The sequence below is a fragment of the Halomonas llamarensis genome, assembly GCF_023555005.1.
GTDB lineage: Bacteria > Pseudomonadota > Gammaproteobacteria > Pseudomonadales > Halomonadaceae > Vreelandella > Vreelandella llamarensis.
On sequence record NZ_JAMJPJ010000030.1, the window covers coordinates 26,058 to 42,046 of the forward strand.

Genomic DNA, 15,989 nt, shown 5'->3' on the forward strand with positions numbered 1-15,989 from the left:
CTATGGACAAGCTACTGATAGAAAAACTCAAGGAAAAATACGGTGCGGCCAATGCCGCACCGGTTACCGCTGTGCAAAAAAAGGTAACGCCGATTCGCGAGACCGACTTCGCCGACTGGCCGGAATACCAACAAGTGACCGCCATCGAAAACTTCTTCGGCGAGGACAACCCCTACTGCGCGCCGCGCGAGGGCACCATCGGCAAAACGGTCACCATCGACGGCGAGGCGTTCGACTCCTTCTGCAGTTACAACTACTTGGGATTGAACGGCTCCTCGCAAGTGAAAACCGCGGTCATAGAAACCCTGGAGCGCCACGGCAGCTCCGCCTCCGCTAGCCGCGTGGCCGGCGGTGAGTGTGCCATCCACCGACAACTGGAGGAAGCACTCGCCGACCACCTGGGTACCGAGGACGCCATTGTTACCGTGGGTGGTTACATCGCCAACATGGCGACCATCCGCTTTCTCATGGGCGAGTACGACCTAATTGTTTTCGACGAGTACTGCCACAACAGCCTGGTGGAAGGCTGCGCGACGTCCAAGGCGCGGCGCATGCAGTTTCGCCACAACGACCTGGACCACCTGGACAGATTGTTGAGCAAACAGCGCGAGCAACACCGGCGTGTGCTGGTGGTGGTGGAATCCGTTTACAGCATGGACGGTGACATCGTCGACCTGGAAAAGCTGGTGGCCATCAAAAATCGCCACAACGCCTACCTGATGGTAGACGAGGCGCATTCCATCGGCGTGCTGGGCGAGACCGGCCGCGGCCTGTGCGAGCACGCTGGCATGGAGGCCACGGACGTGGACATCATCATGGGCACTCTGAGCAAGAGCCTGGCCAGCTGCGGCGGTTTTATTGCTGGCAGTCGCGCGCTTACCGGCTTGCTGCGCTACATCGCGCCGGGGTTTTTGCTCTACAGCGCCGGTGTGCCGCCTACCTCCTGCGCCGCCTCCCTAGCGGTGCTGGAAACGCTGAAAACCGACAACAGCCGTGTGCAACGCCTGCAGGCCAATACCCAGGCGTTTCGCGATATCGCCCGGGATCTGGAGCTGGATACCGGCCTCGCCGACGCCACTCCCATCGTGCCCATCATGCTGGGCGGCGCCGGTGACTCCGTGGAAAAGATGGCCTGGGTCACGCGCGAGCTGTATCGCAACCGCGTTCACGTAGTGGGCATTACCTACCCGGTGGTGCCGCGCGGCGAAGCCCGGCTGCGTTTCTTTCTCACCTCGGAACACAACGAGAACCAATACCGCCGCGCGCTGGAGATCACCCGCCAGGTGATCCAGCGCAGCCAGGAGGTGCACGCATGAAACCCTTCCACATTTTCAACGCCGGCGCCATCGCCGACTTTATCAGTCGGCACCCCTGGTGGATGCTGGGACTGGGCCTGGGACTGACCGGTTTTCTCGCCGTCGGCATGGCGCAATTGCGCCTGGAGGCGGACTACGAGATTTTCTTCTCGCCGGGGGCGGAGGAAACCCAGGAATTCCGCCAGTTCCAGCAACACTTCGGCCGTGAGGACACCCTGTTTTTCGCCATGAGCGCCCCCGCCGGCGAGAGCATCGTGCGCGAGAAATCGCTCAAAGCCATCAGCGAGTTCACGCAGCAGGCCCGGGCCATTCCCCATGTTCGGCGTGTGTCGTCCATTGCTAATTACCCGGTGGTGGAGGCGCAAAACGATACCATTGATATCGCCCCTGCCTACTACATGGAAGATGGGGAGGTGGTCTCGGATCGGCCCATGGCGGCCATCGAATCGCGCTTGCTGGCGGAGTCCACGGTCAAGCACAAGCTGTTGTCGGACGACGGCAACACCGTCGGCATTCTGGCAACGCTGGTGCTGGACGAGGAAAGCCGCTCAGCCACCGCCCGCGAGGCCTGGAGCGCAACGCAAACCTTGCTGGCAGAGATGCGCAGCAACTACCCGGACTACCGTTTCCGGGTGACTGGCTCCACGGCCCTGGACGCGGCTTTCGCCCAGGCCAACGAGCACGACCTATCCGTGCTGTTTCCGGCGGCGCTGACGGTCATGGTGTTGTTGGCGGCCGTGTTGTTCCGCAGCCTGATGTTTTACATCGCCATGTCGCTGGTGGTGTGCTCGGCCACGGTCTCCTGCCTGGGCTTTGCTGGTTGGGCTGAAATTCCGCTTTCGTCGGTGAGTATCACCTCGCCGGTGATCGTGGTGATTCTGGCCATTGCCGAAGTCATGCACCTGTTCGTGGCCTCGCGCAAGCAGGAGGGCGACACTCGCCAGTCGCGCAACCGCGCTGCCGTGCAAAAGGTTCTGGTGCCCGCCGCGCTCACTACCGTGACGACCATGGCCGGCCTGCTGATGCTCAACCTGAGCGCCACGCCGCCGTTCAAGCACCTGGGCAACATCGCCGCCGTGGGTGTGTTCACCGCGTTTCTATACACTTTTTTGTTGGGCGCGCCCATTCTGCGCTTCGTGCGCCCGCAGGGCGACAAGGCCACGCTAATGGACGGTTTGATGAGTGCCATAGCCCGCTTTGTCACCGGGCCCAAGGGCCAGGTGACCGGCGGCGTGGTGGCCGTGGCCATGGTGGGGCTGTCCGCGGGTGTGCTCCTGAACAAGATCGACGACAACTACGTGGAGTACTTCGATAAGAGTTTCGAATTCCGGGGCGACTCGGATTTTATCGACCGCAAGTTGTCCGGTATTCACAGGCTGGAATACAGCCTGGAGGCTGAAAACAGCAACATCTTTTCCAAGGATTACCTGAACGCGGTCAATGCCTTTGCCGACTGGGCCCACCAGCAACCAGGCGTGCGCAGCGTGGATACCATCGAGGAGTCCATTGCACAGGTGAACCAGGCGTTCAACAACGACGACACCGCCTTTCGCCACGCGCCCGCCAGCAACGACAAAATCCAGCAGTACAGCATGCTCTATGAGATGTCCGTGCCGCAGGATTTCGACTACCGCAATCGCGTCTCCAGCCAGCGGGATACTAGCCGCGTCACGCTCTACCTGTCGAACTTGTCCATCAGCGAGATTGACGCACTGGACGACAAGGCCAGCGGTTGGCTGAGCAGCAATGCCTACTTCGGCGACGAGCCGCGCGACGCCTTCGGCGCCACGGGTACCAGCATCCTGTTTTCCCACATTGGCCTGAGCAACATTCGCGACATGTTGTGGGGCACGGGGCTGTTGTTCTTCATGGCCAGCGTGCTGATGGGGGTGATCTTCCGCAAGCCGGCCATCGCCGCCAGCGCCACCGCAGCCAATATCCTGCCAGCGCTGGCGACACTGGGCCTGTGGGGCCTGCTGGTGGGCCGACTGGGCATGGGCAGCGCCGCGGTTGTCGCGGTCACGCTGGGCATCATGATCGACGACACCATTCACCTGGGCCACCGCTACCTGGTGGGCAGGCGCCAGGGCATGGACGCGGTGGACGCCGTTCGCGAAGCCTTGATGCAAGTGGGTCCGGCTTTGGTGATGACCACGCTGATTCTGGTGGTGGGCTTTTTGATGATCAGCCTGTCCGCTTTCGAAATCAACGCCTCCATGGGAATGGTGGTCGCGAGCACCGTGGCCATCGCGCTCATTTTCGACCTGACCGTGTTGCCGGCGGCACTGATCCGCTTCGACACGAAAAAACAACCCGCTATCGAGGAGATTCCTCATGAAACTTCGGCAACTTACTAATTTCCTCGCGCCCCTGCTGCTGTTCATCGGCACGCCGGTTACCGCCGCCACGGTCCCCACGGGGGCCGTGCTGCCGGGCGATGGCATTGAGGCGGTGATGGTGACCGGCGCCGACGGCGAACAAATCGACAAGGGCCTGGCCCTGGCGCGTGAGACAGACGCCAAGGACGCCGGTTTCGGCGACATTGTCGCCACCGGCAAGATCATCAACAAAAGCGAGGGCGGCGGCCAGAACAGCCGCGTGTTCGAGATGGTGACAGTGGAGATGGAAGACGACGGCGACCGCCGCTTCGTCAACGTGACCGCGCCACGATCCATGAAGGGCACGATGTTTCTGTCGCACTCCCACGCGCTGGAAGCCGACGATGTCTGGGTATTGCTGCCCGGTAGCTCGCGCCTACGCCGCATTTCCGCCCAGGACAAGACGGGCCGCTTCCTTAACAGCGAATTGACGCTGGAGGACATCAGTCCCTGGCAGGTGAAGAAGTACTCCTACCGTTACCTGGGCAAGGAGCCCTGCGGCGAGGACGGCGAGCACACCTGCTTTTTAGTGGAGAACACGCCGGCTTACAAGCACTCCGGTTATGGTCGCCAGTTGGAATGGCTGGACACCGAGATCCACCAGCCGCGCAAGATCGCCTACTACGACAACAATGACCAGCTCATGAAGGTACTGACCTTTACCGACTATGCCCAGTACGCCGGGAAACACTGGCGGCCTTCTTATATGGAGATGAGCAACAAGGTCACGGGCGCGGTATCGGAAATTTACTGGGACAGCTACGACATCGATACCGGCTATGAACCGTCGCAGGTATCGCCGGCCAACATCACTCGACTGCGCAGATAGAGGCCCACCATGTTTTCCGTTATTCAGAACCGACGCATTTGGCTGGCCGCTCTCGTGGCCCTGTCGGCACCCGCGGGCGCCTGCGGCCTGCCCGCGGGCACGCTGGCACTGCAAACCAACCAGTTTCAGGACGAGCCACGCTGGCGCGGCCAAACGAGTGGCAAGACCACTAGTCGCGCGCGGCTGGAGGTGGAGTGTCTCGTACGGCTGGGTGATCGCTCCGGCATCGACATGGACCTCTACGGCGATTACGACACCGTCAGCGACGATGCCTGGGTCGACCCCTACGACCTGCACTTGTACAAGGAACTGGACAACGCCACTCTGGCGGTCGGCTACCAGCAAAAACCCATGGGGTATCTGGAAGCGGAAAACCCCAACGGCCTCTACAACCCCAAGAGTTACCGGGAAGGCCCCTTCGACGAGCGCCCCCAGGGGCGGTTGGCGCTGGGGGCCATTTACCGGCAACCGTCCCTGCGGCTGCATGTGGATGTCATGCCGCAAAAACAACATGAGGAGTGGGCCGAACCGGAGGGACGCTTTCGTCGCGGCGGTTTTGTGGTGACAGACGAACACTACGCCGACGACACCGACGTCTCCGCGCAAATACGGCTAGACTATTTCGCCAGCGACTGGGAGATTACCGCCATGGCTTGGCGGGGGCTGTCGCCCCAGGCGACCATCACCCCCAACACGCAACAACCGGGCACGGTGACCGAGAACTACGAATTGATTCACCAGGCCGGTATCAGTGCGCTCTATTTGGTTAACAACTGGTCTTTGAAAGCAGATGCATACTATCGTTCATCTTCTCAACGTGACGTGGTCAGTTTAGCACCAGGGCTAGCTTGGAATTTTTTCAGCGTGCTCGATACACGTATTGACGTTGAAATGTTTTTAGAAGGTTATTTCCTAGACAGCAAAAACGATACAGGCAAAGAAGCACCACCACCCACCAGCTTCGACGAAGATGTCTATTTCGGTACACAAATCAATTTTAACGGTAACCGAAACAGTCGGCTAAGGTTAGGCATGATTCACGATGTAGCGAAAGGTTCTACATCCACCCAACTAGAAATCAAACAAGCTTTATTGCCGCAACTGGAATACGAAGCGGGCTTAGAATGGTTCGCTCCGAACGAGCAGGATAGTGGCCAGCTCGGCTTTGAAAATGACAGTCACGCCTATCTCAATTTTATCTGGTATTACTGAGCGAGCCTTGTCCCTGAGTGATCGCCTGTTCGCGCAAATGCTCGATCAAGTAGTGGTAAAAAGCGCGGATGTGTGGCTGGATCCTACGCCCCTCGGGAATATACAGCCAGTAGTAACCCACCGGGTGAATGGTATCGGCAAACAATTCCACCAGCTCGCCCCGATCAAGCTGCTCGGCTACGGCCACCCGCTCGACAACGGCAATACCCAGCCCGCGCATGACCGCCTCAATGGCCGCCTCTTGGTTACTCACCGTCAGGGGAATATTGGTTACCAGATCCGTGTTGAGTTGATAGCCATTGCGCAATGGAGGCAACTTGCTCTTGCCGGGCGCATTGAGCTTGACCCAAGGAAAGCAATTCAGATCCTCGAATGTTTCCGGCCCGCCGTGGCGCTTGAGCACCTTGGGACTGGCGATAAAACTGAGCTTTAGCTCGGCCAACGCCACGGCCACAACCTTGTCGCTTGGAAGGTGGCCGCCGCGAATACCCACATCAATGCCACCGGCGATCATATCGCGTCGCTCATCGGACCAGTCCACGTGGATACGCACATGGGGTTCGGCGGCAAGATAGTCCTGGATGAGCGGCATAACGGCATAGTGGCCGTAACCGCCGGGCATGGTGATAAAAATATCGTTTTGCCGATGGGCGCCCTCACAGGCTTCCTCCACCTGCTGCAACTGTTCCAATACGGTTTTGTAGTGCTCGAAAATTTTGCGACCGACGCGCGTAATGTTGAGCTTTCGGGTAGAGCGGCGAATAAGCAATACGTCCAGCTCTGCTTCCAGAGTACTCAATTGCCGACTTACCGTGGATGGGTCCAAATCAAGCTTTTCCGAAGCGGCTTTGATCGAACCTAACTCCACCACGGCAACAAAAGCATTGATTTTTGTGAATGAATGCTTCATCCAGTTGCTTACCTACCTTCGACTTCCAACCTGAACATTCACTAAAACTACCATAACAAGATTTGGACTGAACCCTACTCTCTGGAACACTTGACAGATCAGGCAATCTTAGTTCGTATAATCAACGCTAGGCAGTGATTAAGCATGTATACCATCTTTGATTTACACTGAAGTGGCCCCCACTGTCAAATGACGGACGCAATCGCTCAGGGCTATCGCAGTTGGACAACCTGCTGAATGATGGCCAATAAATGGTCATCATTCCAGCCGGCTTGCTTGCGCTTGCCCTTTTTGGAGCCCTTTGTAGGCGCTTTTTCTATCAAATTCAGAGCAAGTTTCCGCACTAATGAGAGATTTTCAGCCCCATGGCCACAACGCGTACGGCTGTCATCTTCCTTGAACGTGACATCAAGCACCCAGTGCAGGCTATTTTCAATATCCCAATGCTGACGTGTCACATCAATCATACGTTCTGGCGATAGCGCTTCACTCAGCAGATAATAAGCGGTCTCTTCGGTTATCTTGTCGGCGAGTTCCCGGCGCCGCGTTATACGACCAACAGCACCTAAACCTGGCCACTGATGGCTTTGCTGTAACCAGTCCAAATCCGTGATGACGGTAGCTGAACGCGTTTCGATACGTCCGTGGCCGCTCTCCGTGACGGCAACAGTATCTATCTCATTTTCCATCATGAAGTGAATGTCGTCGTAAAGTGTTTTCTGGTTTCCTTTGACGGCCAGTACGTATTGGCCATTGCCTTGAGTGATTTGCTCTGACAAGTCGCGTTGACAGTGCATGGCGTCGGCCGTGATGGTCACGTCATACAATGACAGCAATTCCAGAAGTTCGGGAACGGCCTTAATCTCATTGGACTTTTGATCAACCGCCAGTTGCCCCAATACCAGGCGTTGCTCTGCCGCCCAGACATTGACAAGATGCAAAGGAGATTGCTCGTCAGCGTGGTCATAGGAGCGTCGAACGGATGGCGACTACCCCTTCCAACTGGGCGGCAACATCGGCCATGAACGCCAGAAAAGCCGAGTGAAAGGCCTGTGGATCCAGATGGCGAAAGACACGACTGAACGTATCATGGCTGGGTGTACCGTGAGGAAGCGAGAGAAACCGGTGTAGAAAATAGGCTTTCGACTTGGCAAAGACTGCCATGTCAGAGCAGTCTTCGGCACCACTGATGACAGCGCATAAGGCCATGAAAAGTATTTCGTTTAACGGAAATCGCGCATTGCTGCTTCTGGCATCTTCCAGATGTTCAAAGCAAGACGTATCGATTGGCATAACCACTCTCTGATAAAGCAAATGGTATGGCTATCAGGATGCCTATTCACGAGACGATATGTCGAAACTATCTGCGATAGCCCAGCGCAATCGCTGATACCGCAAAGACCCGGTTGTGAATATCGAAACCGAAAGGGCTGAGGTTTCCCGAGATATTGTCTTGGCCAACGACATAGTCAGTCTGCATGTCGTCGGTCATGTGTGGGGATTCAGAATCGCTTGACTCTTTTATACGGGATTTCTCCTCATTCGGAAATGGTGAGACAAGCGGCTATCATGGCGGCAATCAGCGTTGAAACCTGACGAGCAGTCAATGCAAGCTGTCTTGTCGGTTTTTTCATTGCCGAGATGATCGGTCTTGGGGCGTGGCTTCCTTGTCGAGCCGCTTGATCTGCCGCCAAAGGTCCTGACGCAGGTCGGCCATTTTGGGTTGCTCTTCTTCCGTAAAGGCGACAGGGCGACACAAGCGTTGAGCGCGTAGCCCTAACCGGGCACTCAGCAAACCGGTGGCCAGGCCCTGGCCCGCCCGAGCGGAAAGCCTGCCTGCCAGATCCAACGAGAGCATGTCCATACTCGCATCGGTGGCCAATTCACTGGCACCGGCAAACACCATGTTATGTAGCACATGGCGGAACAGCCGTAGCCGACTGGCGTAGCCAAGCTCCAACCCATACAGGCGACATAACCTGTCGACCATGGCCAGGCTGCGCCAGGCCACCAGGGCCATATCCACCAGAGTCAGCGGGCTGACGGCGATCATGAGGGCGGTTTCGCCCGACATGCGGGTAATCAGGCGTTGTGCTTCGCGGTCGCGTGGTGCCAGCAGGTGGTAGCGCAACAGCGTCTGTATCTCTTCACCGCTATGGTGGGGCTGGCAGGCACGCTGAAAGGCCAGCCAGTGTGGATCATCATCGCTGAGTTTCAGCTGGCGCTTCAGCTGCTCTGCCATGGCCTGAGCCTGTTTGCTTGAGCGTTGTGGCAATTCCGCCAGGTCATGACGCAGCTGATCATGGTGCTTCAAACGGCGCAGGCGGCCAAGCTCTTTCAACAGCGACATCCCGCCCAGGCCAATCAGGCTAATGCCGAACAGCTGCCAGACCATCGTCATCCACTGGGATTGGGAAAGTGCTTCTGGAATCCCGGTGACAAGCTCGACAGTACCCAGGGTGGCGCCACCCGCCAGGGCAAACATCAGCCCCCAGCGACGTTTGCGCGGTGTGCCGAGGCTTTTGTCGGGCAGGGCTTTTACGTCTGCCTGAGCCAGCGGCTGGTGTGACTGGGTAGCGGCGAAGTGTTCACTTTGGCGCAGGTGGGGTTCTGACGCAGGGGAAGGGGTTTCTTCTGACGTGAAATCCTGGCGCGGTTGAGGGTGGCTCATATCAGTTTATCTCCTATTAACCAGTCGATGGCTGCGTCCATGCGGATGTGCGAGAGTGCTTCGCTTTCCGCTGGCATCGGCCGGAAACTGGGGAAATCAAAGCCCTGCTGTTGCCAGAAATCGGGTTTCGGTAAGCGGTTGGGCACGTCGCCTGGATAGACCAGCACGTCTTCACCTTCCAGGGTGGTGCCTTTTAGCGCGGGCATGCGCTTACCTTCGTGGGCGACTTCTCTGGCCTCGGTGGCGCGGATGGCCGCCAGCGACAGCGCCTTGACCGGAATGTCAGCGAAACGCAGGTCTTTTAGCGGCTCGGAAAGTAACGCTTCGAGCAGTTGCACGAGGTTGGCGTGTTGGTCAGGCGTTACATGGTCAGCCTTGGTTGCGGCGATGGCGAGACGGTCAATCTTGGGCGCAAACAAGCGAGTGAGCAGGCTGCGTTTGCCATAATCGAAGCTTTGCATCAGCTGGCGCAGCGCCGTAGACAGGTCTTCAAAGCGTTCAGGCCCTGCGTTTAGCGCCCCCAGGACGTCAACCAGTACAATCTGGCGATCAAAACGACGGAAATGGTCACGATAAAAGGGCTGTACCACTTGCTGTTGGTAATAGCGAAAACGTGCCGCCAGGGTGGCGTAAATACTGGTGTCGGGCAGCGCGTCGAGAACCTCTTTTGGCGTGCTTAATTCAGGCAGCGGAAAAAACTGCAGTACCGGGGCGCCTTCTAACTCGCCTGGCAGAAGAAAGCGGCCCGGCTGTAAATCCGAAAAGCCGGCTTTTTTCGCTCGCCGAAGCCCCTGGGCATAGGCATCGGCAAGGGTTGCCAGTTTTGCTTCATCCGCCTCGGCGGCAGGGTCGAGCTGTTCAACTTCGGCCAGCCATTCGTGAAACAGGGCCTGCCGATGAGGCCCCTGGTGCTGTGCCTGGGCTTGGCTCCAGCTATAAAAATCGTGCTGGAGCAGGGGAAGATCCAGCAACCATTCGCCCGGATAGTCGAACAGGTCCAGAGTGAGATGGGCAATGTCAGGGCTGAACCAGCCTTGCTGCGCTGGGCGATAGCGCAGTTGTAAGCGTAGTTCACTAATGCCGCGTGTCGGTTCTGGCCAGCGTGGCGGCGTATCACGCAGTGCCGCCATGCCAGGGTCGTAGGGAAAACGCGGTACGCCAAGATCGGGTTGGCTCAACCGCTGTGCGCCAAGTAAACGGCCTTCACGGGCAACAGGAAGCAGATCCAGCTGCGCTTCCACGCCTGCGTGGCGAAGCTGGTTGACCAATGACGTCAGAAACGCCGTTTTGCCCGCCTGGGATAGCCCGGTAATGGCCAGTCGTAGCTGGCGGTCACGGGTGCGCTCCATCAGGTTAGTGAGCTCTCGGCCAAGGCGTTCACGGTTGAACGTTGATTGCATCTGGCTTGGCTCCTTTTATGGTCACTATCATGCGCCGCTGTGGCGCAGCGATTGCACCAGTTGGTATAGCATGGGCAGAGTGGCAATCAGAAAGCCAATAACAGCCACCGCGTAGCCTGGCCAGCGGCGTGCCATTTTCTGCGCCATTGTCAGCCCGATCAGGCAGACCACCATGCCAAACAGGTTGAAGACCAGCGTTGCGGCTTCAAGCCAGAGCTGAGGGTTCATTGATGCGTTGTCCTTGTTGCCAGGATTTGTCGAACATTGTTGAGCACATTAACACCTGCAAGATGAATCGGGGGTGAATGACACAAGCCCCGTGTTCATCGCTTTGTTCTCTGACGACGAATGGCCTTTGCCATCATGCGCGGCTGAGTGTTGTCCCGAGTACATGTTGAGCACCCGGCACGAGCCACACCGGGTCTAGCCGGGTGTTGGCGGCTTCCACGCAAATAAAGTGGCGGGCGTCTTCCGTCGACGTATCCGCGGGCGGTTCGCTGCCTGGGTGCCACACCACCGTGGAGTCGCTGTCGTGCTTGGCAATACGCAAAGTGCGCTCGCCATCGTTGAGCAAAACGGGCGTGTTACTGTGGTAGATACGGTCAATAGGGCCATGGATCGCCAGTATGCCTTGCTGCTCTGCTTCAGCGAAGCCGCGGTGCTTGTCGAGATACCGCGCGCCGACGAGCCCTTCTAAGCGGCATTGCCCAATCTCATCGACCGCAAGGTAGCTGTGCAGGGCTGCGCTAATTTTGACCGGTGTTTCGCCGCTGTTTTCACTTACGATTTCAACGTGAAGGCGTTTGGCATTGGCCTGAATGACGGCACGAACATTCAATTGGCTATGTAGCCGAGTTTCCGGTGAGAGGTGGGCTTCAATGCCTTCTTCGTGCTCGTCAACGGCATCTAAGCGCCAAGGCGCGAGGCGCGCCAAACCATGGAAAGGCCCGCTGCGATCATCGCTCTCATCAGCGTAGCGTTCGTCGCCAAACCAAGGCCAGCATAGCGGAATACCGCCGCGAATGGCACTCGGTAGTGTTTTCGGTGTGGACGTCATCCATAGCCAGCTGCGCTCGCCTTTAGGCGCAAAGTGCACAACTTGGGCACCTTGTCGGGCAATAATCAGCTGGCCCCAGGGTTGGTTAAAAAGCACCAGTTCACGCGCTTCCCAGGTAATGGTTTGTTGGCCTTGAGTGGCGTGAAGTTGTTGATGGAGCGAGTCTGGGATCATGAGCCTTCCTGTGGTTGGGATATCAACGAGTGCTCTGTGCAGTATGCTATGGTAGAGCAAGCACGTTAACGAGGTAAAACGTAACGTCAACGAGATAGCACGTAGGTCAACGAGAACACGAGGAGACCGTTATGGGCTTTATTGCATGGCTAATTATTGGCGGCCTGGCAGGTTGGATTGCCGGGAATATTATGCGCGGAGGCGGCTTTGGCATACTAGGTAACATTGGCGTTGGGGTCGTGGGTGCTGTCCTCGGCGGCTTTCTATTTGGCCTTTTAGGCTTGCAATCAGGGGGCTTTATTGGTTCGTTGGTTACGGCGATTGTCGGCGCTGTCGTGCTTTTATGGGTCATCAGTAAGGTGAAACAATCCGGCTGATCGTTTAGCTAAAAATGCCAGAAAACGCCACCGTTGGGTAAAACCGGGCGGTGGCGTTTTTGGCTGGCGGTGTGGTGGGTTACACTATGTCGCTTATGCTGGCCAGCCAGGTCAGTCGCCGGATCATAGTTGAGGTGTCTTTTGGTCGATGCGTTACGTGCTTGGTGGGCACAACAGCTGGTGCTATGCGATTGGGCGTTTACCCCACACCCGCTAGCGCTTGATGCCGGGGCGGCAGAGCAGCAGCTTTTGCAACAGGGAATTACCCACCGCGGTGAGCTTACCGAGCAACTGCTAGAAGCCGCCGGTGCGCCACCCGAACAGGCGGACCAACTGCTTGGCGCCCTTGAGTGGGCTGCTTTAGCCGGTGCAGCCGGGTGGCTTGACAAGCCCCAAGCCGAAGCGTGGGCGCAGTGCGTGATCGCGCGTATTGCGCATGAGTTCAGCGACTTTCGCGCTTGGCTGAGCGCGTGTCGCCAAGCGCTAAGTGCATCTGGCTGGCAATCGGGGGCGGATGATCGGTTCGTGGAGGCTTACCAAGCCCTAGCCACGCTAGAAGCTGAAGAAGAAGGCGTAACTTGGGAGCAGATGTGTATTGCCCTAGGTGATTCGCCTAGGGCGCCACTTTGGCCCGAGCAGCCTGAGGCGCAAAGCTATCGTTTGTGTGCGCTCTCGCGGCCCGTGATCAGCTACCCGGCAAGGGCTGCCGACTGGCCGGATGCAGGGTCTTGGCTCGCTAAGGTTTGGCAGGTCAATGACCGTGATGCGCTATTGACGGCCATGCTGTGGCTCAGTGCGCAAGGCGAGCGCCAGCGCTGGGATATCGATGCCCGCCAACTCGTAGAGATGGACCGTGCTCAGCGTGAGGAATGGCAGCGCAGCGTGCTACCCGAGGCGCCCCATGCGGTGGTGCTCGCCACCTTCGTCACTCAAGGCGAGCCGTTAGAGTGGGCCGCCTGGGATTGGCTGCGCTTAGCCGAACTTGCCTGGGCAGGTGCGTGCTGTGGCTATCTTTCCCAGCAGGAGGCGGATCATTTTGCGGCACACGCCGCGGAGCTGGTGAGTCGTCGCTACCACGACTGGCAGGCCGTCATGACGAGCTACGTACGCGGGCTAAGCCTGTTTGACGGCGTGGATCGTCGGGCGGCAACGCCGCTTAAACGCGAGCGTGTTCTTCTGCATAGCGCGCATAGCCCATGGCGAGTGGCGATTGCAGAGCTCCTTGACGACTCGACCCGTGATGCATCACACGCGGCGCTTCTTGAGTGGCGGGGATCTGCTTACCATTGGTTACTGGCGCTCGTCGGCGTGCGTGAGCCTGAAGCGATGCTGAGACAAGGTAAAACCGTTGTCGCGCTCCCTGAAGCGCGGCGTATGGAGGCTGCGCACTTTCTTCAGGAGACACTGGGGTTTCATGCCGATGAAGGGGCGGTGGCGATGGGGCGTTATTGGTTGCCCGCGCAGGCCCATCATCTTAATCAGCTGGCAGCGGATGCGGCCTATAATGTTTGGCCGCCGCAGCAAACGTCCTTTGGCCAGCCGTCACCCGAGCTTTTGCAGGAGCGCCAGCAACTAAAAAATGCGAGTCGTCACGCCGCGACCATTCATATGGCAGAGAAATTTGCCTTCTATTTACATATGGCCCTCGACAGCCAGCTGTTTGAATATGATGCGTTAATGGATTATGCCAGCGCGATGCAAAGTAGTCTCTGCCGCTTTTACCCCCATGCTAAGTCGCTACTAAACGCATGGCTTGCGTGGGAGCGCTGTCTGCCTGAACCTGAGCATGAGTCGCTTGCACACGAAATTGCGTGGCATTTAGAAGATCCTGGCAGCCTTTTTCATTGGCTTGATTGGCGTCCCGGCGAGTGGCGCGAACCGGGCTTGCGTCCTTCTTTGACGCATTTTACCGCCATGGCGCTGACAGGGCCGCTAAATAGCGCGGCGTGGAGCCAGCCTCAGCCCGAAAGCCCACGAGAAAAAAGCGAGATTGCCGAATGGGTCGAGAGCCACTACCAGCTCCACCGGGCTGATGAGCTTAAGGACTTCATCAACTACATGATGGATGCCGGGGATCGTCAGGAATATCAGATCAATTACGCGCCATATACCCTCAATCAACAGCGTCTGGAAGAAGAAATCGCGATTATCGAGACGGGCGAGTGCGGCGTGGAAGAGCGCCAGCACCTTGCGCGGTTAGAGCGCGTCCGTGACAACGAGGATGGCTGTAATACCTTGGATATGGCTGCATGGGATATGGCCCAGGTGGTTGATTTAGCCATTGCGGGGCGACAGCTAGAGTGGCTGACGCAAACGCAGTTTGCCCAGGTATTGGATCGCGTTTACGCGCTAGCAGCCAAGCACTACAGCGGTTGGCAAGCCTATGCGGAAGGCATGTATGCCGGCTTCTCGTTTTTTATGGGCGAAACACCTGAGCGCGAAAGTTTTCTTGCGGGTTTGCGTCAAGCCCTGGTGGCGTGGATGTGTGCCGCACCGCTACTGGCCGGACCGTGGGCGAGCTTGGATTTCCCCGGTAACAAACCGCGTCATTTTGCGCCGCTGCATATCGATACCCTGCCCGGTGATCGACGGACACTGCACTGAGTGATAAAGAACGGGCGTTAAGTCAAGCTCGCCAAATCCATCGTCTTTCGCTTATAGTGATGGTCCTGTCTTACGTTGACTCATAACGAGGTTAATCGCATGGGTGCGTTGACGCTCTCAGCCAAATTTTCTACCGCGGCGCTGTGTGTGGCCGTTTTAATGCTCTCGGGTTGTGCTGGCTCAGGTCAGCGCCACGCTGAACCGCCGGAAGACTATTTTGCTCGACAATTGCCGGGTATGCCGGGTAGCGGTAATGCCTTGATGTCGCCGGTCGATAATCCCGTGGCACAACTGCGTAGCCTGCAGACACCGCCACCGGCGCTGATTCGCCAAGCACTGCTGGAACAGCACAAAAGCTGGGCGGGAACGCCCTATCGTTTAGGCGGAGAGTCAGCGCGGGGTATCGACTGCTCGGCGCTCGTGCAGCAGGTGTACCAGGATACGTTTGACTTAGAGCTTCCGCGCTCCACCTATGGACAAGTCAAAGAGGGGCGCGAGATCGACCGCCAAGCGTTACAGGCAGGCGATCTGGTGTTCTTCCGTCCTCCTGGCCCATATCAGCACGTGGGTGTTTACATTGGAGATGGCCGCTTTTTACACGCCTCCACGTCTCAGGGCGTGACCATATCGCGCTTAGACAATCGCTACTGGCAACGGTACTACTGGCAATCCCGCCGCACACTGGAAACCACCCACGTCGCCCAGCTAAGCCGCACACTCTAGCCGCACGATAAGCTGGGGGTGTCCAATCACAGGATTAGCATGATTGAAGCCAAATCGCCCGCTTGGTGGCGCGCTACCGTAGCGCTTTGCTTGGGTTCTTTATTGGTTTTTATTAATCTTTATGCGCCACAACCTCTACTACCGGAGTTAAAGCAAGTTTACGGTGTCTCAACGCTTGGCGTGAGTTTGATCATGTCGGTCTCGACGCTCTCGCTAGGGCGTGTTGACGTTTGATCGAAGATGATTTGGCAGGATAGGGGCAAGCTCGCAGAATAGAGGTTCTCACGCCAACAAACTGCGAGCTTGCGATGCCCCGACAAATGCTCACGGATGAACAC

Annotated in this window: 15 protein-coding genes and 1 pseudogene; 8 read left to right on the forward strand and 8 right to left on the reverse strand. The window is 57.7% G+C overall.

What is annotated here, in order from left to right:
- The first annotated feature begins 2 nt into the window (after positions 1 to 2).
- From M8006_RS14385 to M8006_RS14400, 4 genes are read left to right on the forward strand one after another with little or no spacing between them, the layout of a single operon-like run.
- Complete coding sequence (locus tag M8006_RS14385) at positions 3 to 1,316, forward strand: aminotransferase class I/II-fold pyridoxal phosphate-dependent enzyme (RefSeq protein WP_250083366.1); 1,314 nt, start codon at positions 3 to 5, stop codon at positions 1,314 to 1,316.
- Positions 1,313 to 3,673: an efflux RND transporter permease subunit gene (locus M8006_RS14390; protein ID WP_250083368.1), complete on the forward strand. Its 2,361-nt coding sequence runs from the start codon at positions 1,313 to 1,315 to the stop codon at positions 3,671 to 3,673. Before M8006_RS14385 ends, M8006_RS14390 begins: the two co-directional genes overlap by 4 nt.
- The gene (locus M8006_RS14395) at positions 3,651 to 4,523 is read left to right on the forward strand and encodes an outer membrane lipoprotein-sorting protein (protein ID WP_250083370.1); all 873 of its coding nucleotides are present in this window, start codon (positions 3,651 to 3,653) and stop codon (positions 4,521 to 4,523) included. Before M8006_RS14390 ends, M8006_RS14395 begins: the two co-directional genes overlap by 23 nt.
- Positions 4,524 to 4,532: 9 nt before the next feature.
- The gene (locus M8006_RS14400; protein ID WP_250083372.1) at positions 4,533 to 5,735 is read left to right on the forward strand and encodes a hypothetical protein; all 1,203 of its coding nucleotides are present in this window, start codon (positions 4,533 to 4,535) and stop codon (positions 5,733 to 5,735) included.
- On the opposite strand, the gene M8006_RS14405 is transcribed toward M8006_RS14400, so the two are convergent.
- The 7 genes from M8006_RS14405 to M8006_RS14430 all read right to left on the reverse strand — a co-directional run bounded on the left by M8006_RS14405 (position 5,719) and on the right by M8006_RS14430 (position 11,947).
- Positions 5,719 to 6,645 (reverse strand): LysR family transcriptional regulator, encoded by a 927-nt coding sequence (locus tag M8006_RS14405; protein WP_250083375.1) that lies wholly within the window; start codon positions 6,643 to 6,645, stop codon positions 5,719 to 5,721. The genes M8006_RS14400 and M8006_RS14405 overlap by 17 nt on opposite strands.
- Before the next feature lie 212 nt (positions 6,646 to 6,857).
- Complete coding sequence (locus M8006_RS14410) at positions 6,858 to 7,586, reverse strand: ISAs1 family transposase (protein WP_284047070.1); 729 nt, start codon at positions 7,584 to 7,586, stop codon at positions 6,858 to 6,860.
- A 22-nt stretch (positions 7,587 to 7,608) separates the two neighbouring features.
- Positions 7,609 to 7,938 (reverse strand): ISAs1 family transposase, encoded by a 330-nt coding sequence (locus M8006_RS18170; RefSeq protein WP_284047071.1) that lies wholly within the window; start codon positions 7,936 to 7,938, stop codon positions 7,609 to 7,611.
- 337 nt (positions 7,939 to 8,275) lie between these two features.
- On the reverse strand, positions 8,276 to 9,316 hold the full coding sequence (locus M8006_RS14415; protein ID WP_250083376.1) for a YcjF family protein: 1,041 nt from the start codon (positions 9,314 to 9,316) through the stop codon (positions 8,276 to 8,278).
- Positions 9,313 to 10,716, reverse strand: coding sequence for a YcjX family GTP-binding protein (locus M8006_RS14420; RefSeq protein ID WP_250083378.1), 1,404 nt, complete (start codon positions 10,714 to 10,716; stop codon positions 9,313 to 9,315). Before M8006_RS14420 ends, M8006_RS14415 begins: the two co-directional genes overlap by 4 nt.
- A 27-nt stretch (positions 10,717 to 10,743) precedes the next feature.
- On the reverse strand, positions 10,744 to 10,944 hold the full coding sequence (locus tag M8006_RS14425) for a hypothetical protein (protein ID WP_250083379.1): 201 nt from the start codon (positions 10,942 to 10,944) through the stop codon (positions 10,744 to 10,746).
- A gap of 133 nt (positions 10,945 to 11,077) precedes the next feature.
- Complete coding sequence (locus tag M8006_RS14430; protein ID WP_250083381.1) at positions 11,078 to 11,947, reverse strand: D-hexose-6-phosphate mutarotase; 870 nt, start codon at positions 11,945 to 11,947, stop codon at positions 11,078 to 11,080.
- A 131-nt stretch (positions 11,948 to 12,078) separates the two neighbouring features.
- Here M8006_RS14430 and M8006_RS14435 point away from each other — a divergent pair, with 131 nt between their 5' ends.
- From M8006_RS14435 to M8006_RS14450, 4 genes and pseudogenes are all read left to right on the forward strand, one after another.
- The gene (locus tag M8006_RS14435) at positions 12,079 to 12,324 is read left to right on the forward strand and encodes a GlsB/YeaQ/YmgE family stress response membrane protein (protein ID WP_250083383.1); all 246 of its coding nucleotides are present in this window, start codon (positions 12,079 to 12,081) and stop codon (positions 12,322 to 12,324) included.
- A gap of 141 nt (positions 12,325 to 12,465) precedes the next feature.
- The gene (locus M8006_RS14440; RefSeq protein ID WP_250083385.1) at positions 12,466 to 14,928 is read left to right on the forward strand and encodes a DUF1266 domain-containing protein; all 2,463 of its coding nucleotides are present in this window, start codon (positions 12,466 to 12,468) and stop codon (positions 14,926 to 14,928) included.
- Between the two features lie 159 nt (positions 14,929 to 15,087).
- Positions 15,088 to 15,651, forward strand: a complete 564-nt coding sequence (locus M8006_RS14445; protein WP_430886835.1) for a C40 family peptidase — start codon at positions 15,088 to 15,090, stop codon at positions 15,649 to 15,651.
- Positions 15,652 to 15,690: 39 nt separating this feature from the next.
- Positions 15,691 to 15,867, forward strand: a pseudogene (locus M8006_RS14450) (MFS transporter); the annotation flags it as partial.
- On the opposite strand, the gene M8006_RS14455 reads toward M8006_RS14450, so the two are convergent.
- A partial coding sequence (locus M8006_RS14455; RefSeq protein ID WP_250083393.1) for a hypothetical protein occupies positions 15,810 to 15,989 on the reverse strand: 180 nt, incomplete at its 5' end. The pseudogene M8006_RS14450 and the gene M8006_RS14455 overlap by 58 nt on opposite strands.

Coding starts and splice junctions, on each gene's coding strand:
- M8006_RS14385 (WP_250083366.1), top strand. CDS start 3: ATGGACAAGCTACTGATAGAAAAACTCAAGGAAAAATACGGTGCGGCC.
- M8006_RS14390 (WP_250083368.1), top strand. CDS start 1,313: ATGAAACCCTTCCACATTTTCAACGCCGGCGCCATCGCCGACTTTATC.
- M8006_RS14395 (WP_250083370.1), top strand. CDS start 3,651: ATGAAACTTCGGCAACTTACTAATTTCCTCGCGCCCCTGCTGCTGTTC.
- M8006_RS14400 (WP_250083372.1), top strand. CDS start 4,533: ATGTTTTCCGTTATTCAGAACCGACGCATTTGGCTGGCCGCTCTCGTG.
- M8006_RS14405 (WP_250083375.1), bottom strand. CDS start 6,645: ATGAAGCATTCATTCACAAAAATCAATGCTTTTGTTGCCGTGGTGGAG.
- M8006_RS18170 (WP_284047071.1), bottom strand. CDS start 7,938: ATGCCAATCGATACGTCTTGCTTTGAACATCTGGAAGATGCCAGAAGC.
- M8006_RS14415 (WP_250083376.1), bottom strand. CDS start 9,316: ATGAGCCACCCTCAACCGCGCCAGGATTTCACGTCAGAAGAAACCCCT.
- M8006_RS14420 (WP_250083378.1), bottom strand. CDS start 10,716: ATGCAATCAACGTTCAACCGTGAACGCCTTGGCCGAGAGCTCACTAAC.
- M8006_RS14425 (WP_250083379.1), bottom strand. CDS start 10,944: ATGAACCCTCAGCTCTGGCTTGAAGCCGCAACGCTGGTCTTCAACCTG.
- M8006_RS14430 (WP_250083381.1), bottom strand. CDS start 11,947: ATGATCCCAGACTCGCTCCATCAACAACTTCACGCCACTCAAGGCCAA.
- M8006_RS14435 (WP_250083383.1), top strand. CDS start 12,079: ATGGGCTTTATTGCATGGCTAATTATTGGCGGCCTGGCAGGTTGGATT.
- M8006_RS14445 (WP_430886835.1), top strand. CDS start 15,088: ATGCTCTCGGGTTGTGCTGGCTCAGGTCAGCGCCACGCTGAACCGCCG.